This window comes from Novosphingobium mangrovisedimenti (assembly GCF_025153475.1).
GTDB lineage: Bacteria > Pseudomonadota > Alphaproteobacteria > Sphingomonadales > Sphingomonadaceae > Novosphingobium > Novosphingobium mangrovi_A.
In genome coordinates this window covers 164,126-183,229 of record NZ_JANZXA010000003.1, presented here as the reverse complement: position 1 = coordinate 183,229, position 19,104 = coordinate 164,126, and the positions used below count along the sequence as shown (strand labels likewise).

Genomic DNA, 19,104 nt, shown 5'->3' with positions numbered 1-19,104 from the left:
GTATGAGGAAACTCGTCATAGGGTTGGCGCTGGCTTCTACAGCCATTGCTACGCCCGCTTTCGCACGAGACGACGCTTGGTATGTCGAACTCGATTTCGGCGGCATGATTGTCGAAGATGCCGACGTCAAGGTTGACGGCTCTGTCGTCGACACGACCGAATTCCGCAAGGGCTTCGATGGCGGTGCCGTCGTTGGCTACGACTTCGGTCCTTTCCGTCTGGAAACCGAAGCGAGCTATCGCGAAGCAGACATCAAGTACGCCGGCGGCAAGGGCAGCAACCTGTCGTTCATGGTCAACGGCCTGCTCGATTTCGGTCCCGATGACGGCATTCAGGGCTTCGTCGGTGGCGGCGTCGGCGTCGGTCGCGTCGAATCGACCGCTCTCGACGATTCCGACAGCGGCTTCGCATGGCAGGCGATCGCCGGTGTGCGCGCTCCGCTCACCGACCGCTGGGATGCGGGCCTCAAGTACCGCTTCATGAATGTCGACAATGTCGACCTGGTCGCGCCGACGGGCGAAAGCCTGAGCACGCGCTGGCGCTCGCACTCGCTGATGGGTACGCTGACGTACAACTTCGGCGAACCGGCTGCTCCGCCGCCGCCCCCGCCGCCGCCGCCGCCTCCCCCGCCGCCGCCTCCCCCGCCGCCCCCGCCGCCGCCGCCGCCGGTGGTCTGCAACAAGGGGCCCTACATCGTGTTCTTCGACTGGGATAAGTCGGACATCACGCCGGAGGCCGCGACCGTTCTTGACAGCGCGATCACCGCGTATGGCAACTGCGACAGCGTTCCGATCATGCTGGCTGGCTACACCGACCGTTCGGGCACGGTGAAGTACAACCTCGGCCTGTCGGCTCGCCGCAACGACTCGGTCCGCGCTTACCTGACCGGTCACGGGATCCCCGACGGCGCGATCTCGAGCGAAGCGTTCGGTGAAGCGAACCCGCGCGTTCCCACCGCCGACGGTGTGCGCGAACTGCAGAACCGCCGCGTCGAAATCACTTACGGTCCGGGCTCGGGCATGTAAGCGAACCGGCAACGGTAAAGATTGGGGGCCCGGAGAAATCCGGGCCCCTTTTCTTTTGTCTCTCGGTAAAAGTAGGTAGCGAAGCGCGTGCAGCCCTGCCGCGCACCTTCACGGTGCCGGGCGAAAGCCCCGGCGCTTCAGGCCGCGTAGGGCGTGGGGTCGATCAGTCCGGCTTCCGCGAAACCGGCCTTGCGCAGCCGGCAGCTGTCGCACAGGCCGCAGGCCCGCCCGTCGGGTTGCGGATCGTAGCAGGACCAGCTCATGCCGGCGTCGAGGCCCAGGCGATCCGCCTCGCGCGCGATGTCGGCCTTGCCGAGGTACTGCAACGGCGCGTGAATGGTGATGCGCTGGCCCTGATCCCCGGCCTTGGTCGCCAGTTCGGCGATGTTCTCGAAGGCCGAGATGAATTCAGGACGGCAATCGGGATAGCCCGAATAGTCGAGGGCATTGACCCCGATGAAAATGTCGCTCGCGCCCAGCGCCTCGGCCCAGGCCAAGGTCAGCGACAGGAACACGAGATTGCGGGCGGGCACGTAGGTCACCGGAATGTCCGGCCCCACGCCGTCCTTGGGAACAGCGATGTCGTCGGTGAGCGCCGAGCCGCCAAACTGCCGCAGATCGAGCGGGAGCACGATGTGCCGCAGCGCGCCCAGATGCCGGGCGATCGTTCCGGCCGCCTCGATCTCTCGCCGGTGGCGCTGGTTGTAGTCGATCGTGAGCGCATTGATGGCAAAGCCCGCCTCACGTGCGAGACCGGCCGAAACCATCGAATCGAGGCCGCCGGACAGCAGCACGACGGCCTGCCTTGCTTGGGACGATGTAGATTTCTGCATGGAGAATGCGCTACGCCGCCAGCGCCGCGCTGACAACTGCCTCTTGCCGCATCAGCGACAGTCGCCGACCCTGCGCCCTTCCGCCGCGAACGAGAAGGGCAGCCCGTCAACGATGCCCTGGCTGTCGATCTGAATGAGGTCGTTGGTTTCCCGACGGATATGGGTACGCCCATAGCCCCGGCCCCGACACGTATACTGCACGGTCACCTGGTTCGGCGCATCCACCACGACGACACGGTTGCAGGCAAGGCCGGGATGCCTGAGCTGGATCAGCTTGCGGCCGTTGTCCACGCAAAGACGATGCGTGGTTCCGCCATCACCCCGCTCGCGCAGCACCCACTCGCCGTGATCGAGCTGATCGAGCATGCCGAGTTCGGGCTTCTGGCCATAGGCCGGAACCGCAACGGCCCCCAGGACCGCAATCGCCAAAACTGCATGCCGAATTCTCAACTTCGTTCCCCAAAAGCGCGATACCGGCCGTTCCGAATACGCACTTCCATGTATTGGTAACCGGATCGCCCAATTCAAGCACATCGCGGATGAAGCAGCGCTTAAACGGGGATTCGAAGCACTTTCGAACAAAAGGCGCAGTCGACGGGGATCATCCCGTCATCGTCACGCATATCCGCACGTTCCTCTTCGGGAAAACGCGAAAGAATCGACTGATAGTACTCGACCGTGCACCGGCATCCCCGCTGGAGCAGGACCAGAGGCTCGACGCGCACTTCCTTCTCTTCGTTGAACAGGCGCCAGACCAGCTGTTCGAGCGTGAGCACGGGATCGACAAGTTCTTCGCGCTGTACGCTGCCCGCCAGGATCGAGACATGTTCCCAGTCCGGATGATCCTCGCCGACATGCAGCCTGGCCTTGCCTTCCTCGCCCTCCGGCAGGTGCTGGACGAGCATGCCGCCGGCCGTGCAGCGCGGACCGTTCGAACGCACCGCGACGCGGATGAGCGAGGGAATCTGCTCGGATCGCGCGAAGTAGCTTTCGCAGGCATGGGCCAGCGATGCCCCTTCCAGCGGCACCACGCCCTGATAGCGCTCCTTGGTCACCGCGAGGTCGAAGGTTATCGCAAGGTATCCCTTGCCGAACAGCGCGTCGAGCGACGGATCGTCCCCCAGCGCGGCGACCGCGGCATCATCGTGGCGCACGTAGCCGCGCACTTCCCCGTCACGATAATCGCAAACGAGCAAGTCGACCGGCGCGTCTTCCGACTGAGCCTGGATCGTCAGCTGCGATCCCTCTTCCTTCAACAGCGAACCCATCAGTGCCGTCAGTACCAGGGCCTCGGCCAGCAGGTGCTTGATCAGCGGCGGATAGTCATGCGCGGAAAGCACCGTCTCGAGTACCGGCCCAAGCCGCACGATCCGGCCGCGCGCATGGCGCGCAGGCACGGAGAAAGCGAGCACGCGGTCGAAACCGGTGTCGGTCGTGCGCAGGAGGTAGTCCTCGCTCACAGCTTGCCCAGCGCCCAGAGCAGAACCGACTTCTGTGCGTGAAGACGGTTCTCTGCCTCGTCCCAGACCACCGACTGCGGACCGTCGATGACGTCGTCGGTCACTTCCTCGTTGCGGTGCGCGGGCAGGCAATGCAGGAACTTCGCGCCCGGCGCTGCCGCGGCCATCAGCCCGGCATTGACCTGATACGGCTCCAGCGCGGCAATGCGCTGCTCGCCGCCTTCCTGGCCCATGGAAACCCAGGTATCGGTCACGACCACTTGCGCCCCAGCCGCCGCCTCGCGCGGGTCCTGCGTGAGAATCACTTCCCCGCCCGCCGCACGCGCCCGTTCGACGAAATCGCGATCGGGCTCATAGCCAGCCGGAACGGCGAGGCGGATCGTGAACTTCATCAGTCCGGCCGCCTCGATCAGCGAGTTGGCGACGTTGTTGCCATCGCCGAGCCAGGCCAGCTGCAGGCCCGGCAGGGCAAAGCCGTGCTCCACCACCGTCAGCAGGTCCGCCACGATCTGGCAGGGGTGCGAAAGGTCGGTCAGGCCGTTGATCACAGGCACGTCGGCGTAGTGCGCCAGTTCCTCGATCTTGGCGTGATCGTCGGTCCGGATCATGATCGCATCGACCATGCGGCTGAGCACGCGCGCGGTATCCGCGACGGTTTCACCACGTCCGAGCTGCGTGCTGCCCGCTTCCATGATGAGCGCGGAGCCACCGAGCTGGCGCATCGCCATGTCGAACGACACGCGGGTACGCGTGGAGTTCTTCTCGAAGATCATCGCCAGCACATGACCGGTCAGCGGCGCATCGGCGTCCGGCCGGGCCTTGGGCCAGGACTTGCGCGCCGCCTTGCGGTCGATCGCGTCGTTGATCATCGCGGCAACGACATCGCCACCCGCATCGGAAAGATTCAGGAAATCGCGTGCCATCAGCCGGCCTCCTCGAGCTGGTAGCTTGCCGCTGCCGCCGAAAGCTTTTCCATGAACTCGTCGATGTGACTGTCGTCGATCACCAGCGGCGGCAGGACGCGCACGACATTGTCGCCCGCGGATACGGTAAGGACCTGATGATTGTCGCGCATGTGAGCCACGAAGGGACGCGGCTCGACCTTGAGCTTGATGCCGATAAACAGCCCGCGACCGTGCACGTCCTCGAACAGATCGGGGTAATTGCCGATGAACTGCCCGATGCGCGACATGAGCCGGTCGCCCTTGGCGCGCACCTCGGCGAGGAAGGTCTCGTCGGGGATGACGTCGAGAATCGCGCCGATCGCGGCCATGGCAAAGGGATTGCCGCCGTAAGTCGAGCCATGGGTGCCGAAAGTCATGCCGCGCGCCGCCTTTTCGGTGGCAAGGCATGCGCCGACCGGGAAGCCGCCGCCGATACCCTTCGCCGTCGCCATGATGTCGGGCTCGATCCCGTATTGCTCATAGGCATAGAAAGTTCCGGCGCGGCCGACGCCGCTCTGCACCTCGTCGAGAATCAGCATCAGGTCATGCTCGTCGCACAGCGCGCGCAGCCCCTGCAGAAACTCATCCGAAGCAACGCGGATGCCGCCTTCGCCCTGGATTGGCTCGACCATGAAGCCAGCCGTGTTGGGGCCGATTGCGGCCTTGGCCGCTTCCAGATCGTCGAACTCGACGTACTTGAAGCCGGGCAGCAGCGGCATGAAGCCCTTGTGCATCTTCTCCTGATTCGAAGCGCTGATCGTTGCCATCGTGCGCCCGTGGAAGGCGTTGCTGAACGTGATCAGTTCGTACTTCTCTTCGTCGCCGGCAGACTGGTGATAGGCGCGCGCCGTCTTGATCGCGCACTCCACCGCTTCGGCGCCCGAATTGGTGAAGAACACGGTATCCGCGAAGGTCAGGTCGACCAGCCGCCGGGCGATCGCCTCGCCCTGCGGGCTGCCGTAGAGATTCGAGACGTGCATCAGCGTTTCGGCCTGCTTCTGGATCGCGCCGATAAGGCCCGGATGCGAATGGCCGAGTGCGTTGACGGCGATACCGCTCGCGAAGTCGAGGAATCGACGGCCGTCGTCGCTGATCAGGTGACAGTGTTCGCCGCGAACGGGCCGAACGCCGCACCGGGGGTACACGGGCATCAGCGGTGTGATCGACATGGTCGGTATTCCTTGAAACGAATCAGTGAAACGAAAATCTCTATACGCAAACGACAAATGGCGGCCCTTCCCGGACCGCCATTTGCGCGCTTTTATGATGTTGCAGCGCCCCGGTCAAACGACCGGGGTCCTTGCAGGCTGGTTAACCCTGAAGCGGCACAAGGTTAACCGCCGAGTACTTGCCTCGTCGATCGACCTCGATATCGAACTCCACACGGTCACCTTCATTGAGGCCCTGAAGCCCCGAACGCTCGACAGCGCTGATGTGCACGAAGGCATCGGGCTGGCCATCATCGCGCGTGATGAAGCCGAAGCCCTTCATCGAGTTGAAGAACTTGACGGTGCCAGTTGCCTTTTCGCCGGTGAGCTGGCGCTGGGGAGCGGGCTCGCGCTTGGCGACAGGGATCACGTCGCCGACGACCACGAGGTCGCTGGCGGAAATCTTGCCGCCACGGTCGACGAGCTGGAATTCCAGTTCCTGCCCTTCGGCCAGACCTTCAAGGCCGGCGCGCTCCACCGCGCTGATGTGCACGAACACATCGTCGCCGCCTTCATCGCGCTGAATGAAACCGAAGCCCTTGGCTCCGTTGAAGAACTTGACGGTGCCCTTGCCCTGGCCGACGACCTGCGCAGGCATGCCGCCACCGCCGCCGCCGCGCGGGCCGCCACCGAAGCCGCCACGGCCACCGCCGCCGCCACGCGGGCCGCCGCCGAAGCCGCCGCGATCATCGCCGCCGCTTCCGCCACCGAAACGGTCGCCACCGCCGCCAAAGCGGTCACCGCCACCGAAGCGATCACCACCACCGAAACGATCCTGCCCGCCGAAGAACGGATCGAACTCGTCCTCGCCGAACCGATCCCGCTTGTCGCGTCCCCTTCCGCGACGACCTCTATCAAAACCCATCTTTACGAACGTACCTTCGCTGCGCCCCAAAAGCATTCGCCCGGACACGTGGACGAGACCGTGCCGGGCGCCAGGGTAAGAAGCCGGGCAATGCCCAACCCTCTCCTGCGACCATGCCTCTTACACGAGTCGCTAGCCAATAGCGAACAGAAATACGTTACCGTTTCAAACGGACACCCTTTGACATTCGTTTTTAACCTGCGATTTGCCTTGCGTGTTCGTTCGAGCCGGTCTTGAACAACGCGGGATCAGATTTCGCCCCGCCGCCAACGGAGAATGCAGGCCATGTTCCGCCAGATTACCGACACCGTCTTCGCCAGCCCGCAGATCGGCACCGATGCCATCGCCGAGGCCAAGGCGCTTGGGATCGTGCGGATCATCAACAACCGCCCCGAAGGGGAAAGCGACGACCAAATTCCCGGCGCGACGATCGAGGCTGCCGCGCGCGAGGCGGGAATCGACTATCTGGCGATCCCGGTGACCCATGCCGGCTTCAGCCAGGCCCAGGTCGATGCCATGCACGACGCGCTGGAAAGCGCAGGCGGCCCGGTCCTGGCCTATTGCCGCTCCGGCACGCGCTCGACACTGCTGTGGGCGCTGGCCCGCGCCAAGGCCGGGGACAATCCTGCGGTCATCGCCTCGAAGGCCGCCGGCGCCGGATACGATGTCACGCCGGTACGCCAGTTGATCGAAATGCTTGCGGCCGGCAAGTAATTCGCCCCGGGACCCCACCCCGCTTCAGGATAACGAAGCCCCTACAGGGCTAATTCGCCGTGCTCACCGGTGCGAATACGCACGACATCGGCCAGTTCGACGACGAATATCTTGCCGTCCCCGATCTCCGCATTGTTCGCGGTCTGGCGCACCACTTCCACCACGCGATCCGCCAGATCATCGGGAACGGCCACTTCCAGCTTGAGCTTGGGCAGCATGCTCGAAACATATTCCGCGCCGCGATAGACCTCGGTCTGCCCTTTCTGCCGGCCGTAGCCGCTGACTTCGCTGACCGTCAGCCCCGACACGCCCAGTCCGGCAAGCGCGTCCTTCACCTCGACGAACTTGAACGGCTTGATGATGGCGGTGATGAATTTCATGCTGCCCCCGCTTCCCTGGCTTTCGCGCGTCCGCGGCCAACGGCCGGGACGACACCTTGGTATAGCCTTTCACAGCAAGAGCGAACAGACAAAGAAAAACCGGCGCAAGGCACCGGCCGGGCAAGAAAAAAGGGCCGGAGCGGCTGGCTCCGGCCCATTGAGTTTGTGTTCGCAGGAGGAACACCGGTTGGCGACGACGGATGGGAGGAGAGGAGGAAGTACCCGCCGCCGCCAAACTCGTGAGACTTAGTTGTAGGCGCGCTCGCCGTGCTCGCCGATGTCGAGACCTTCCTGCTCGACTTCGGGAGTGACGCGCAGCCCGGTGATCATCTTGGCGATGAAGATCGCGATCACGGTGCCGACCCCGGCCCAGACGATCGAGACCATGACAGCCTGGATCTGGATCCAGACCTGCGCACCGATGCCGACCGAACCGTCGCCGGGGCCACCGAGCAGCGGCGAATAGACGACGCCGGTGCCGATGGCGCCGACGATACCGCCGACACCGTGCACACCGAAGGCATCGAGCGAGTCGTCGTAGCCGAAGGCCGGCTTGATCTTCGAGACGAAGATGAAGCAGACGATCGAGGCAATGGCGCCCAGCACGATCGCGCCGAACGGACCGGAGTTACCGGCGGCAGGCGTCACCGCAACGAGGCCGGCAACGATACCCGAGCAGAAGCCCAGAGCCGAACCCTTGTGGCCCGAGAAACGCTCGGCGAGCATCCAGAACAGACCAGCCGAAGCGGTGGCGACGAAAGTGTTAATCATGGCGAGACCGGCGGTGCCGTCAGCCTCGAGTTCCGAACCGGCGTTGAAGCCGAACCAGCCCACCCACAGCAGGCCGGTGCCGACCATGGTCAGCGTCAGCGAGTGCGGCGGCATCGGTTCGCTCGGGTAGCCGGTACGCTTGCCGAGGATCATGGCAGCGACCAGCGCGGAGATACCGGCGTTGATGTGAACAACGGTACCGCCGGCGAAGTCGAGGGCGCCGAGCTTGAACAGCAGACCGCCACCGGCCCAGACCATGTGCGCGATCGGGAAGTAGACGATCGTGAGCCACACGGCAGCGAATGCCATCACGGCCGAGAACTTGATACGCTCGACCGTGGCACCCAGCACCAGGGCCACGGTGATCGCGGCGAAGGTCATCTGGAAGCAGACGAAGACATATTCGGAGATGACTTCATCCGAGAACGTCGCTGCCGTCGTGTCAGGCGTAACCGAGGAAAGGAACAGGCTGCCGCTGCTGACGAAGTTGCCGATGAACCCTTCGGAGGTCACCGGCCCGAAAGCCATCGAGTAGCCGTACATGACCCAGATGAGCATCGCGAGCGCCGCGACGGCGCCGATCTGCGTCATGGTCGAAAGCATGTTCTTCGAGCGGGTCAGACCGCCGTAGAACAGTGCGAGGCCGGGAAGGATCATGAGCAGGACCAGCACGGTCGAGGTCATCATCCAGGCGTTGTTGCCGGGGTTGGGAACGGCGGCAGCCGCTTCCTCGGCCCAAGCAGGCACAGCGGCGAACAGGGACGCAGTCAGAGCGCCGGCGCCGCAGAGAATCTTGCGGTTCATCGTGGAAAGCCTCCTCAAAGCGCGGTGTCGCCTGCTTCGCCGGTGCGGATGCGCACGGCCGAAGCAAGGTCGAGGACAAAGATCTTACCATCGCCGATGGCTTCGGTGCTGGCGACCTGCTGGATCGTTTCGACGATCTTGGGCGCCAGATCGTCGGGCGCTGCCACTTCGATCTTCACCTTCGGCAACATGTTGGTCGAATACTCGGCCCCACGATAGATTTCCGTCTGGCCCTTTTGCCTGCCGAAGCCCTTCACCTCGGACACGGTCATGCCGGCAACGCCGATCCCACCCAGCGCTTCACGCACCTCGTCCAGCTTGAAGGGCTTGATGATGGCTATGATGAACTTCATGCCTATCCCCTGTTAGCCACCGGCCCCAGCGCCGGCGATAAAGAGGGTAAGCAACAGACGTGCCAGTTCACCTATTGGCAAGATTCAGGGCACTCACCCCCCGATCACCGCAGAATGGGCACGCTACATCGCCCGATTCGCGGGCAGCTGCCTATTTTTTAGGCAACTTGAGCGTGGCAAAAGCGGGCAGGTGGTCAGAACCTATCGCCGATAGCGGGCTGTGGTGCACATTGGTTCCCAGAACCTGCCACTCCGACGAAACAATAATTCGGTCGAGACGGGCGATGGGACGCCGCGAGGGAAAGCTGCGGCCCGGCGCCAGCACCTGCCAGGTCCTGTGATCGAACTCCCGCAGGCAGCCGCCGTGCTGAGACCATTCGTTGAGGTCGCCCATCATCACTGTCGGCACATGGTCGTCGCAGTCCCCGCAATGCGCGAGCACGCTGCGCACCTGATGGCGGCGACGCAGCCCCGACAGGTCGAGATGCATGCCGATCGTCCGGATGCGCCGCCCTTCCACGGCAAGGTCGGCCCGGATCGCCCCGCGCGGCTCCAGCACCGGCAGCGGCACCGGTGCGGCCTCGATCAGGTCGATGCCCTTGCGCACCAGCAGCGCATTGCCGTGCCAGCCGAGGCTGTCGGGCTTCATCGAGAGCGGAACCGGCACATAATCGGTCGCAGCATGGATCGCATCGAGCGGCAGCACGGCCATGCGCCGGCCGAAACGCCGGTCCACTTCCTGCAGCGCGACGACATCGGCGTCGATCTCCAGCAGGATGCGCAGGATGCGTTCGTGATCCCGGCGCCGATCGAGACCGACCGCCTTGTGGATGTTGTAGCTGGCAAACTTGATCTGCAACCGCGCGCCTCGACCGATCAGATGGCGGCCATCAACTTAGGAGCTCCCGGCGGATTGCCAAGGCGGGCCGGGAAAACCTTTTCCCGCCGTTTCAGCGCTCCTTGGTGGCGCTGAAGGTCAGATCCGGGTTGCGTTCCTGCTGATAGCCCACGTCCCAAGCCGACTTGGCCATGAACACCGGGTCGCCGTCGCGGTCCTTGGCGAGGTTCATCTTGTTGAACTCGGCAAAATCGGCGAGCGCCTTGTCGCTGCCCTTGATCCAACGCGCGGTATCGAAGGGCGAGGCTTCGAGCATGGCTTCCACCTTGTACTCCGCCTCCAGCCGCGAAATCAGCACGTCGAGCTGGAGCTGGCCGACGACGCCGACAATCCACTGCGCACCGATCTCCGGATAGAAGACCTGGATCACGCCCTCTTCCGACAGGTCGTCGAGCGCCTTCCTGAGCTGCTTGGTCTTGGTCGGGTCCTTCAATGCCACGCGGCGCAGGATTTCCGGCGCGAAGTTGGGCAGGCCGGTGAAGCGGATCTGGTTCTTTTCGGACAGCGTATCCCCCACGCGCAGCGTGCCGTGGTTGGGAATGCCGATGATGTCGCCCGGTTCGGCACTGTCGGCAATCTCGCGGTCCTGCGCGAAGAACAGGATGGGCGAGTGAATGGCGATCGGCTTGCCCAGCCCTGACGGCGTCAGCTTCATGCCGCGCTTGAAGGTGCCCGAGACCAGCCGCATGAAGGCGATGCGGTCACGGTGCATCGGGTCCATGTTGGCCTGCACCTTGAAAATGAAGCCGCTCACTTCCTTGTTCTCGGGCTCGACGGGCCCCTGCTCGGTGGGCTGCGGCCGCGGCGGCGGCGCGAAATTCGCGATCGCGTCGATCAGCTCGACGACACCGAAGTTCTTGAGCGCGGAGCCGAAATAGACCGGCGTGAGGTCACCGGCGCGATAGGCTTCGATATCGAACTCGGGATAGCCCGCCTGCGCCAGCTCCACTTCCTCGGCGACCTCGTCGGGCAGCGTCACGTTTTCCTCGACCTTGCCGAGAAATTCCTTGCTGCCCCCTTCCGGACGGCTGACCTTGCCGCTGGAGAGGTCGAGGATGCCCTGGAACAGCCCGCCCATGCCGACCGGCCAGGACATCGGGCAGACATCGAGCGCGAGCGTATCGGCCACTTCGTCGAGCAGATCGAAGCAGGCACGGCCCTCGCGGTCGACCTTGTTGATGAAGGTGATGATCGGCACCGAGCGCAGGCGGCAGACCTCGAACAGCTTGCGGGTCTGCGGCTCGATGCCCTTGGCCGCGTCGATCACCATGATCGCCGAATCGACCGCGGTCAGCGTGCGGTAGGTATCTTCGGAAAAGTCCTCGTGGCCCGGCGTGTCGAGCAGGTTGAAGGTGATTCCGTCACGCTCGAAGGTCATGACCGAGCTGGTCACCGAGATGCCGCGCTGCTGCTCGATCTTCATCCAGTCCGAACGCGCGCGCCGCGCCTGCCCGCGCGCCTTCACCTCGCCGGCAAGGTGGATCGCGCCGCCCTGAAGCAGCAGCTTCTCGGTCAGCGTGGTCTTACCCGCGTCGGGGTGCGAGATGATAGCGAAGGTACGGCGGGAATTACTCATCCGCGCGCCTTTAGTAGCGGGCAGGGCTTACCGCAATGTCTGGCGGACTTACAGCCTTCCGCCGAATTAGGCATTGCGAGCGAAGCGAAGCAATCCAGGGCGGCTGTCAACGGCTCTGGATTGCCACGCCGCCTTCGGCGGCTCGCAATGACGATGTGAGGTCAAGCGTCTCTTGCCACCTGGAAGCCCGCGAACGACTGCGCGACCGGCATCAGTTCCAGCGCGTTGATGTTCACGTGCGGCGGCTGGCTGGCGACCCACAGGACCACTTCGGCAATATCCGGGCCGTCCAGCGGCCGCATCCCGGCATAGAGGCTGTCCGACGCCTCCTGATTTCCGCCGGTGCGCACCAGGGTAAACTCGGTCTCGACCATACCCGGTTCGATCGACGTGACGCGCACGCCCGTGCCCGACAGGTCCGAGCGCAGTCCCAGCGAGAACTGGCGCACGAAGGCCTTGGTCCCGCCATAGACGTTGCCGCCCGTGTAGGGATAGGTCGCCGCGACCGAGGAGAGGTTCACGACCACTGCCTTGCTCTCGATCAGCGCGGGCAGCAGCTTGTGGGTAAGCGAGACCAGCGCGGTGACATTGGTGTCGATCATGGTCTTCCAGCCGGCGAGATCCGCCTCCTGCGCCTTTTCCGTACCCAGCGCGAGACCGGCATTGTTCACGAGGCAATCGATCTTCGAAAAGCCTTCCGGCAGCGCGTCGAGCGCCGCATCGCGCGCGGCATCGTCGCGCACGTCGAACACGCAGGGGTGCACGCGATCGGCGCCCAGTTCCTCCACCAGCGCGTCCAGCCGCCCGGCCCGGCGGCCGGTGGCGATCACACGCCAGCCGGCACGGACGAAAGCGCGAACGCAGGCTTCGCCTATGCCGGCCGTGGCGCCGGTAACGAGGGCGGTCTTCATGACAATCTCCTTCAGGCCGTCAGAATGGTCACATCCATACGGAACGAGCGGCTCTCACCCGGAGCCAGTTGCACGATCCCCGGCTTTTCGCGGAAATCGTTCGTGAAACCAATGGGGTCGGCATGGCCCTGCCAGGGCTCTATGCACAGGAAGGCCGCGCCGGGCTTCTGCCAGATGCCCAGCATCGGCGTATCCGGGAAGCTGATGGCCAGCTGTGCACCGCCCGGCGCCCCGAAGGTCAGGGCGCGGCTGGCCAAGGCATCCCAGATCACGGCATCGGCCTCGAACAGCGATTCATCGAGTGCCAAGTGATGCCCCTCGACCGGCGTCGGCACGGCATCGGCCGCCATCAGGCCGCTCGAAGGATCAAGCCGGCGGATCGGGCCCGGTTCCGGCTCGGCGAAGGCGATCACATGGTCCGCCTTGTCCGCACCGCCCGGCAATGGCCAGGCAAAGGCCGGGTGATAGCCCAGACTGAAGGGCAGCGGGTCCGTTCCGGGATTGCGGACTGTGGCCGTCACGTGAAGCGTGGCGTCTTCCAGGCGGTAGACCACCTCAAGCTCGAACGCGAAGGGAAAGACCGCACGGGTCTCGGCGCTGTCGCGCAGGCGGAAGCGCGCCTCGTTCTCGCCGACCTCGACCACTTCGAATGCCGAATGGCGCGCGAAGCCGTGCCTGGGCAGCTCGTACTCGGCGCCGTCCAGCCGGTAGCGATTCGCATTGAGGCCGCCGACGACCGGAAACAGCAACGGCGCATGGCCGCTCCAGAACGCCGGATCGGCATCCGTCATGAACTCGCGCCCGCGGCTGTCGGTCAGCGACCAGAGTTCGGCGCCCATAGGATTGATCCGGGCCGTGAGATCGCCGGAACTGATGGTCACGAATTCCATTTCCGACACCGGCGATCTCCTGTGGTCCGTGTTCAGCCTCGCAGAACCGCCCCCAGCTTGGCGGCAGCGGCGGTCACCTTGTCGGCAATCGCCTTGAGGTCTTCATCCCTGTAGCTCTTTTCGAGCGGCTGGAGCGTAACTTCAAGGGCCAGCGACTTCTGTCCTTCAGGCACGCCCTGCCCCCGGAAATCGTCGAAGAGGCGGGCGGCGACAATATTCGCCTTGTCCGCGCCGCGCACCACGCGCACCAGTTCGCCGGCGGCAAGGTCCACCGGGACCAGGAAGGCATAGTCGCGCGTCACCGCCTGCAGCGCGGGCGGAGAATAGGAACTGCGCGCGAAAGTGGTCGCGCCCTTCTTGCCGGGAATGGCGTCGAGATAGATCTCGGCCAGCGCCACCGGGCCTTCGACGTCGAACTGCTGGGCCAGCCTGGGGTGCAGCATGCCGAAGCGCGCCAACACGTTCTTCGGGCCAAGGCGCAGCGTGGCCGACTGGCCGGGATGGAACTGCGATCCCGCCTCGCCCCCTTCGGCTTCGCTCAGGACAGGCATGACCTGCAGCTTGTCGACCGGCGCGCCGGCTTCGGCCAGCAGCGCCAGCGCCTCGGCCTTGGCGTCGTAGGCATCGAAAGGCTGGGCCTTGCCCGTCACCCAGCCGCGCGCAACTTTGTCGCCCGCGAGCACGAGCGCGAGGCTGAGGCGCTCGTCGCTCGCACCGCCACCACCACGCAGATAGCGCCGGCCCAGCTCGAACAGGCGCAGCGAGGACGCCCCGCGATCGAGATTGCGCTTCGCCGCCGAAAGCAGCCCCGGCAACAGCGAGGGGCGCATGACCTTCATGTCCTCGCTGATCGGGTTCGACAGCGTCCACAGGCCACCATTGCCCTCGGCGAAAGCTTCCGCCTCGGCCTCGGGCAGGAACGACCAGGTCACCGCTTCGTGCAGGCCGCGCGCGGCAGCAGCGCGGCGCACGCGGCGTTCCAGCTTCTGCACCGGCGTCGCGGTCGGCGGAGCAACACCCTCGGCGCGCGGCAGGGCCACGCTCTCGACCCTGTCGAGGCCGTGGATGCGCACGACTTCCTCAACCAGATCGGGCGCACCGTCGATGTCCGGGCGCCAGCCGGGAACGGTAACGGCCCAGGCCTTGTCGAAGCCGGCCTCTTCCGTCACGACCGAGAAGCCCAGTGCCGCGAGAATGCGCTTCTGTTCCTCCAGATCGACACGGACGCCGCCAAGCTTTTCCGTCAGCGCCGGATCGAAATGGACGACCTTCGGCGTGGCCGGCGCAGCACCAGCGCGCACGACTTCGGACGCCTCACCACCACACAGCGTCTGGATCAGCTGGGTCAGGTGATCGAGGCCGGTATCGAGGAAGGCCGGATCGATACCGCGCTCGAAGCGGCTGCGCGCATCGGAGGTGAGGTTAAGCTTGCGCCCCGTCTTGGCGATGCGCTCGGGATCGAAGTAGGCGATCTCGAGCAGGATGTCGGTGGTATCGTCCCCGCAGCCCGAATGCTCGCCGCCCATGATCCCGGCAATGTCATGAACGCCGGCATCGTCGGCAATCACGGTCATGTCCGAATCGAGCGTATATTCCTTCTCGTTGAGCGCCAGCACGGTCTCGCCGTCCTTCGCGCGGCGCGCAACGACCGCGCCATTGAGCTTGGCAAGGTCATAGGCATGGGCCGGGCGGCCATAAGCCAGCATCATGTAGTTGGTGGCATCGACCAGCGCCGAGATCGGACGCTGCCCCGCCGCCTTCAGCCGCTCCTGCAGCCACTGCGGCGAAGCGCCGTTCTTCACGCCCTTGACGACGCGGCCATAGAAGGCCGGGCAGCCTTCGGGATCATCGGTGCGCACTTCGACCGGGCACGGGAAGGTGCCGGGCAGATCGAGCTGTTCGATCGGCTGCAGCGTGCCAAGGCCGGCGGCGGCCAGGTCGCGGGCAATGCCGTAGAGCCCCATGCAGTCCGGACGGTTCGGCGTGATGGCGACCTCGATCACCGGATCGGCGCCATGGTATTCGGCGAAGGCCGTGCCGACCGGCGCGTCCTCGGGAAGCTCGATGATGCCGTCGTGGTCCTCGCCGAGTTCCAGTTCGCGCGTCGAGCACATCATGCCGTTCGATTCGACGCCGCGAATGGCCGACTTCCTGAGCACCAGCCCGTTGGCCGGAACCGTCGCGCCGGGCAGGCCGAGCACGCCGACAAGGCCGGCACGGGCATTGGGCGCACCGCAGACGACCTGCAGGGGATCGCCCTCGCCGGTATCGACCGTGAGCACTTGCAGCTTGTCCGCATCCGGATGCCTGGCGGCGGTGAGCACCCTGGCGACGCGGAAGCCGGCCAGCTTCTCGGTCGGGTCCTCGATGCCTTCGACCTCGATGCCGACGGCATTGAGCTTGGCGGCGATCTCTTCGACCGTCGCTTCGGTTTCCAGGTACTGCTTGAGCCAGGAGAGCGAGAATTTCATCGTTTCTGTTTCCTTCCGCGATCCAGCCGAATCAGGCCGGCGTACCGACGCCGCCCGAAAGGGTCGGCACGTCGAGGGCGGAGAATCCGTAGTGGGAGAGCCAGCGTACATCGCCGTCGAAGAAGGCGCGCAGGTCGTCCATGCCGTATTTCAGCATGGCAAGACGGTCGACGCCGATGCCGAAGGCGAAGCCCTGCCATTCATCGGGATCGAGCCCGCCGGCTTCGATCACGCGGCGATTGACCATGCCCGAGCCGAGCACTTCCATCCAGGCATGGCCCGGCGCATCGCCCGAGCCGCCGACGACGCGGCGCCCGCCTTCGTTGGCATAGCCGACGTCGACTTCCACCGAAGGCTCGGTGAAGGGGAAGTAGCTCGGGCGCAGGCGCAGGACCACGTCGTCGCGCTCGAAAAAAGCCCTGAGGAACGTTTCCAGCGTCCACTTGAGGTGGCCGAGGTGGATATCCCGGTCGATCACCAGCGCTTCGATCTGGTGGAACATCGGCGTGTGCGTGGCATCGCTGTCCGAGCGGTAGACGCGGCCCGGCGCGATGATGCGCAGCGGCGCGCTGTCGGACAGCATCGTACGGATCTGCACCGGAGAGGTGTGCGTGCGCAGCACCATCTCGCGGTCCTTGGCATCGCGGTCCGGGAAATAGAACGTGTCGTGCATGGCCCGCGCCGGGTGGCTCTCGGGCATGTTGAGCGCGGTGAAGTTGTGCCAGTCGTCTTCGATCTCGGGACCGGTAGCGACGGCAAAGCCCATGTCGGCGAAGATCTCGGCCAGTTCGTCCATGACCTGCGAGACCGGATGGACCGAACCCTGCGGCATTTCCGGCGCCGGCAGCGAAAGGTCGATGGTCTCGGCCGCCAGCCGCGCTTCGAGCGCCGCATCCTCCAGCGCCTGCTTGCGCGCCGCCAGCGCGGCAGTGACGCTTTCGCGCAGGCCGTGGATCTTGGGCCCCTCTACCTTGCGCTCGTCGGGGGTCAGCTTACCCAGAGTCTTGAGCAGGCCCGAGATGGAGCCCTGCTTGCCCAGAAACTCGACCCGCAGCGCCTCTACCGTCTCGAGATCCGAAGCTCCTTCGATGCGCGAAAGGGCTTCCTGGCCGGTTGCTGCGTAATCCACTGGTCGTCTGCCTGAATGTTGTTCGATGTTGCGCGGCGGTCCTTAGGAGCCTCGTGCGCAAATCGCAACGGAAGAGGGCACGGCGCCGACGAGACCGGGCCCCGGCTAGGCCCCTGCCAACCGTGCCGCCTTGTCGAAGCCCTGCATCGTTTCGCGCAAGTAGCGCACGCGCGCATGGACGACCGGCTCCACGACGGGCTTTTCGCGCTGCCCGTATTCGCTCGGCGTCATCCCCATGAACTCGCGGAAATCCCGCACGAACTGGGCCTGATCGTGATAGGTCGCGTCAAGCGCGCCGACCCATTTCAGCGAGGGATCGACGGTGAAGTCGATCAGACTGCGCAGGAACCGCTGGCGGCGCAGCAACATCTTGGGCGGAAAACCGAAAGTGCGCTGGCACAGACGCTCGAGCGTGCGGCGACTGATCCCCGCGCGATCGGCCAGCTGGGGCACGGAATCGATCTCCGGATCCTGCACGGCGTCATAGACCCTGGCGATGCTGGCCTCCGCCGGTTCATGGAGCGGCTCCAGGCCGGCGAAAAACGCCGTGAGCCGCTGCAATTCGCCGTCCGTATCGGGTTCGGGACCGAACAGGGTCTCGGCAAGCGGCCGGAAGCGGGCGAAAACCGGGTCGGTCATTCCGTCGGCCAGGCCATTGGCATATTCATGCGCGGGCTTGCCCACCAGCAGCGCCCAGCCCAGCGGATGAACGAGCACGCCCCACTGCCGCAGATTGCCCGTCCGGATGCAGGCTTCCTGCGAGCGTGGACCCGATACGGAAAACGCCGATTGCCCGACATTGGCCCCGCCGCGCGTGTTCCCGGTAACCGTGGGCTCGCGATTGAACCGCATCGCCGCCCAGTCCGGAAACATGAAGTCCTCGACGAAATCACCGTCCGCGACTTCGACCTCGATCAAGAATACGCTCGCGAAATAGCGTTGCAACACGGGAGCCGTGCGCATGTATTGCGCTGAGACCTTACAGCTCGGGGGCATCTGTAACCGTTCTCAAAATAAGAGATACTACGACAAACTCCTCAACACGCAACAAAAAGGGGCGCAGACGGTTCCGTCTGCGCCCCTTTTTATCATTTCCGTCCGGATGCTGCCATCCGAACGGAAGTCCTGATGCGATCAGGCCGGCAGTGCCGCCTTGGCCTGCGCGATCACGGCCGAGAACACGGAGCCCTCGTTCATAGCCAGATCGGCCATCGCCTTGCGGTCGAGCTCGATGCCGGCGAGCTTAACGCCATGCATGAACTGCGAGTAGGTGAGGCCTTCGTTGCGGACGGCAGCGTTGATGCGCTGGATCCACAGGGCGCGGAAATTGCGCTTCTTAACCTTGCGGTCGCGGTACGCGTACTGGCCGGCCTTTTCGACGGCCTGGCGGGCGACGCGGATCGTATTCTTGCGGCGGCCGCGGTAGCCCTTGGCCTGGTCCAGAATACGCTTGTGCTTGGCGCGGGTGGTGACACCCCTCTTGATACGGCTCATCGGTCAGTACTCCTTAGTTGAGCCCGTAGGGCGCCCACTTCTTGATCGTCTTGGCATCGGCGTCGGAAATGACCTCGGTGCCGCGATTCTGGCGGATGTACTTGCCGTTGTGGCTGATCAGGCGGTGGCGCTTACCGGCAACGCCGTGCTTCACCTTGCCCGACGCGGTGATCTTGAAGCGCTTCTTCACACCGCTCTTGGTCTTCAACTTGGGCATTTTCGTCTCCTTGTCAGGGACACGTCCGGTCAGCCCTGGCAGCCCTTTTCGCCAGGCCGACCCGCGAATCTCTTTGTGAAAAGACTCAACCGTGTCGATTGAAGGGCGGGCCTTTAGTGCGGGACGGGCGGAAAGGCAAGGGTTTCGAGCCGGCGTCCGCT

20 protein-coding genes are annotated in these 19,104 nt (G+C 64.8%); 2 read left to right on the top strand and 18 right to left on the bottom strand.

Features of this window, described 5'->3' with window-relative positions; genetic code table 11:
- Window positions 1–2: 2 nt before the first annotated feature.
- Window positions 3–1,025, top strand: a complete 1,023-nt coding sequence (locus NZK81_RS06520; RefSeq protein WP_260045081.1) for an OmpA family protein — start codon at window positions 3–5, stop codon at window positions 1,023–1,025.
- Between the two features lie 137 nt (window positions 1,026–1,162).
- Here NZK81_RS06520 and queC read toward each other — a convergent pair whose 3' ends face one another.
- The 6 genes from queC to NZK81_RS21610 form a co-directional block, all read right to left on the bottom strand.
- The gene (gene queC, locus NZK81_RS06515) at window positions 1,163–1,858 is read right to left on the bottom strand and encodes a 7-cyano-7-deazaguanine synthase QueC (RefSeq protein WP_260045079.1); all 696 of its coding nucleotides are present in this window, start codon (window positions 1,856–1,858) and stop codon (window positions 1,163–1,165) included.
- Between the two features lie 51 nt (window positions 1,859–1,909).
- Entirely contained in the window at window positions 1,910–2,287 is a 378-nt protein-coding gene (locus NZK81_RS06510; RefSeq protein ID WP_260045077.1) for a hypothetical protein, read from the bottom strand.
- A gap of 122 nt (window positions 2,288–2,409) precedes the next feature.
- Window positions 2,410–3,318: an Hsp33 family molecular chaperone HslO gene (gene hslO, locus NZK81_RS06505; RefSeq protein ID WP_260045075.1), complete on the bottom strand. Its 909-nt coding sequence runs from the start codon at window positions 3,316–3,318 to the stop codon at window positions 2,410–2,412.
- Window positions 3,315–4,241, bottom strand: a complete 927-nt coding sequence (gene argF / locus NZK81_RS06500) for an ornithine carbamoyltransferase (RefSeq protein ID WP_260045073.1) — start codon at window positions 4,239–4,241, stop codon at window positions 3,315–3,317. The genes hslO and argF overlap by 4 nt, the downstream gene beginning before the upstream one ends.
- The gene (locus tag NZK81_RS06495; protein ID WP_260045071.1) at window positions 4,241–5,431 is read right to left on the bottom strand and encodes an aspartate aminotransferase family protein; all 1,191 of its coding nucleotides are present in this window, start codon (window positions 5,429–5,431) and stop codon (window positions 4,241–4,243) included. The genes argF and NZK81_RS06495 overlap by 1 nt, the downstream gene beginning before the upstream one ends.
- 142 nt (window positions 5,432–5,573) lie before the next feature.
- The gene (locus NZK81_RS21610) at window positions 5,574–6,335 is read right to left on the bottom strand and encodes a cold-shock protein (RefSeq protein ID WP_311202069.1); all 762 of its coding nucleotides are present in this window, start codon (window positions 6,333–6,335) and stop codon (window positions 5,574–5,576) included.
- A gap of 285 nt (window positions 6,336–6,620) precedes the next feature.
- Between NZK81_RS21610 and NZK81_RS06480 the strand changes: the two genes are divergently transcribed.
- Window positions 6,621–7,049, top strand: coding sequence for a protein tyrosine phosphatase family protein (locus tag NZK81_RS06480; RefSeq protein WP_260045069.1), 429 nt, complete (start codon window positions 6,621–6,623; stop codon window positions 7,047–7,049).
- A gap of 41 nt (window positions 7,050–7,090) precedes the next feature.
- On the opposite strand, the gene NZK81_RS06475 is transcribed toward NZK81_RS06480, so the two are convergent.
- The 12 genes from NZK81_RS06475 to rpmI all read right to left on the bottom strand — a co-directional run bounded on the left by NZK81_RS06475 (window position 7,091) and on the right by rpmI (window position 18,943).
- Window positions 7,091–7,429 (bottom strand): P-II family nitrogen regulator, encoded by a 339-nt coding sequence (locus tag NZK81_RS06475; RefSeq protein ID WP_260045058.1) that lies wholly within the window; start codon window positions 7,427–7,429, stop codon window positions 7,091–7,093.
- Between the two features lie 246 nt (window positions 7,430–7,675).
- Window positions 7,676–9,004, bottom strand: coding sequence for an ammonium transporter (locus tag NZK81_RS06470; protein WP_260045056.1), 1,329 nt, complete (start codon window positions 9,002–9,004; stop codon window positions 7,676–7,678).
- A 14-nt stretch (window positions 9,005–9,018) separates the two neighbouring features.
- Entirely contained in the window at window positions 9,019–9,357 is a 339-nt protein-coding gene (locus tag NZK81_RS06465; RefSeq protein ID WP_008832047.1) for a P-II family nitrogen regulator, read from the bottom strand.
- Between the two features lie 151 nt (window positions 9,358–9,508).
- Window positions 9,509–10,216: an endonuclease/exonuclease/phosphatase family protein gene (locus tag NZK81_RS06460; protein ID WP_260045043.1), complete on the bottom strand. Its 708-nt coding sequence runs from the start codon at window positions 10,214–10,216 to the stop codon at window positions 9,509–9,511.
- Window positions 10,217–10,307: 91 nt separating this feature from the next.
- Entirely contained in the window at window positions 10,308–11,831 is a 1,524-nt protein-coding gene (locus tag NZK81_RS06455) for a peptide chain release factor 3 (protein WP_260045041.1), read from the bottom strand.
- 161 nt (window positions 11,832–11,992) lie between these two features.
- The gene (locus NZK81_RS06450) at window positions 11,993–12,742 is read right to left on the bottom strand and encodes an SDR family NAD(P)-dependent oxidoreductase (RefSeq protein ID WP_260045039.1); all 750 of its coding nucleotides are present in this window, start codon (window positions 12,740–12,742) and stop codon (window positions 11,993–11,995) included.
- A gap of 11 nt (window positions 12,743–12,753) precedes the next feature.
- A complete protein-coding gene (locus NZK81_RS06445) occupies window positions 12,754–13,632 on the bottom strand; it encodes an aldose 1-epimerase family protein (RefSeq protein ID WP_260045333.1) in 879 nt (292 codons plus the stop codon).
- Between the two features lie 32 nt (window positions 13,633–13,664).
- The gene (gene pheT, locus NZK81_RS06440) at window positions 13,665–16,103 is read right to left on the bottom strand and encodes a phenylalanine--tRNA ligase subunit beta (protein ID WP_260045037.1); all 2,439 of its coding nucleotides are present in this window, start codon (window positions 16,101–16,103) and stop codon (window positions 13,665–13,667) included.
- Window positions 16,104–16,134: 31 nt separating this feature from the next.
- A complete protein-coding gene (gene pheS / locus NZK81_RS06435) occupies window positions 16,135–17,232 on the bottom strand; it encodes a phenylalanine--tRNA ligase subunit alpha (RefSeq protein WP_260045036.1) in 1,098 nt (365 codons plus the stop codon).
- 105 nt (window positions 17,233–17,337) lie between these two features.
- A complete protein-coding gene (locus NZK81_RS06430; RefSeq protein ID WP_260045034.1) occupies window positions 17,338–18,195 on the bottom strand; it encodes an AraC family transcriptional regulator in 858 nt (285 codons plus the stop codon).
- Window positions 18,196–18,366: 171 nt separating this feature from the next.
- Complete coding sequence (rplT, locus tag NZK81_RS06425) at window positions 18,367–18,726, bottom strand: 50S ribosomal protein L20 (protein WP_260045032.1); 360 nt, start codon at window positions 18,724–18,726, stop codon at window positions 18,367–18,369.
- Window positions 18,727–18,739: 13 nt separating this feature from the next.
- Window positions 18,740–18,943, bottom strand: coding sequence for a 50S ribosomal protein L35 (rpmI, locus tag NZK81_RS06420; RefSeq protein WP_260045029.1), 204 nt, complete (start codon window positions 18,941–18,943; stop codon window positions 18,740–18,742).
- Window positions 18,944–19,104 lie beyond the last annotated feature (161 nt).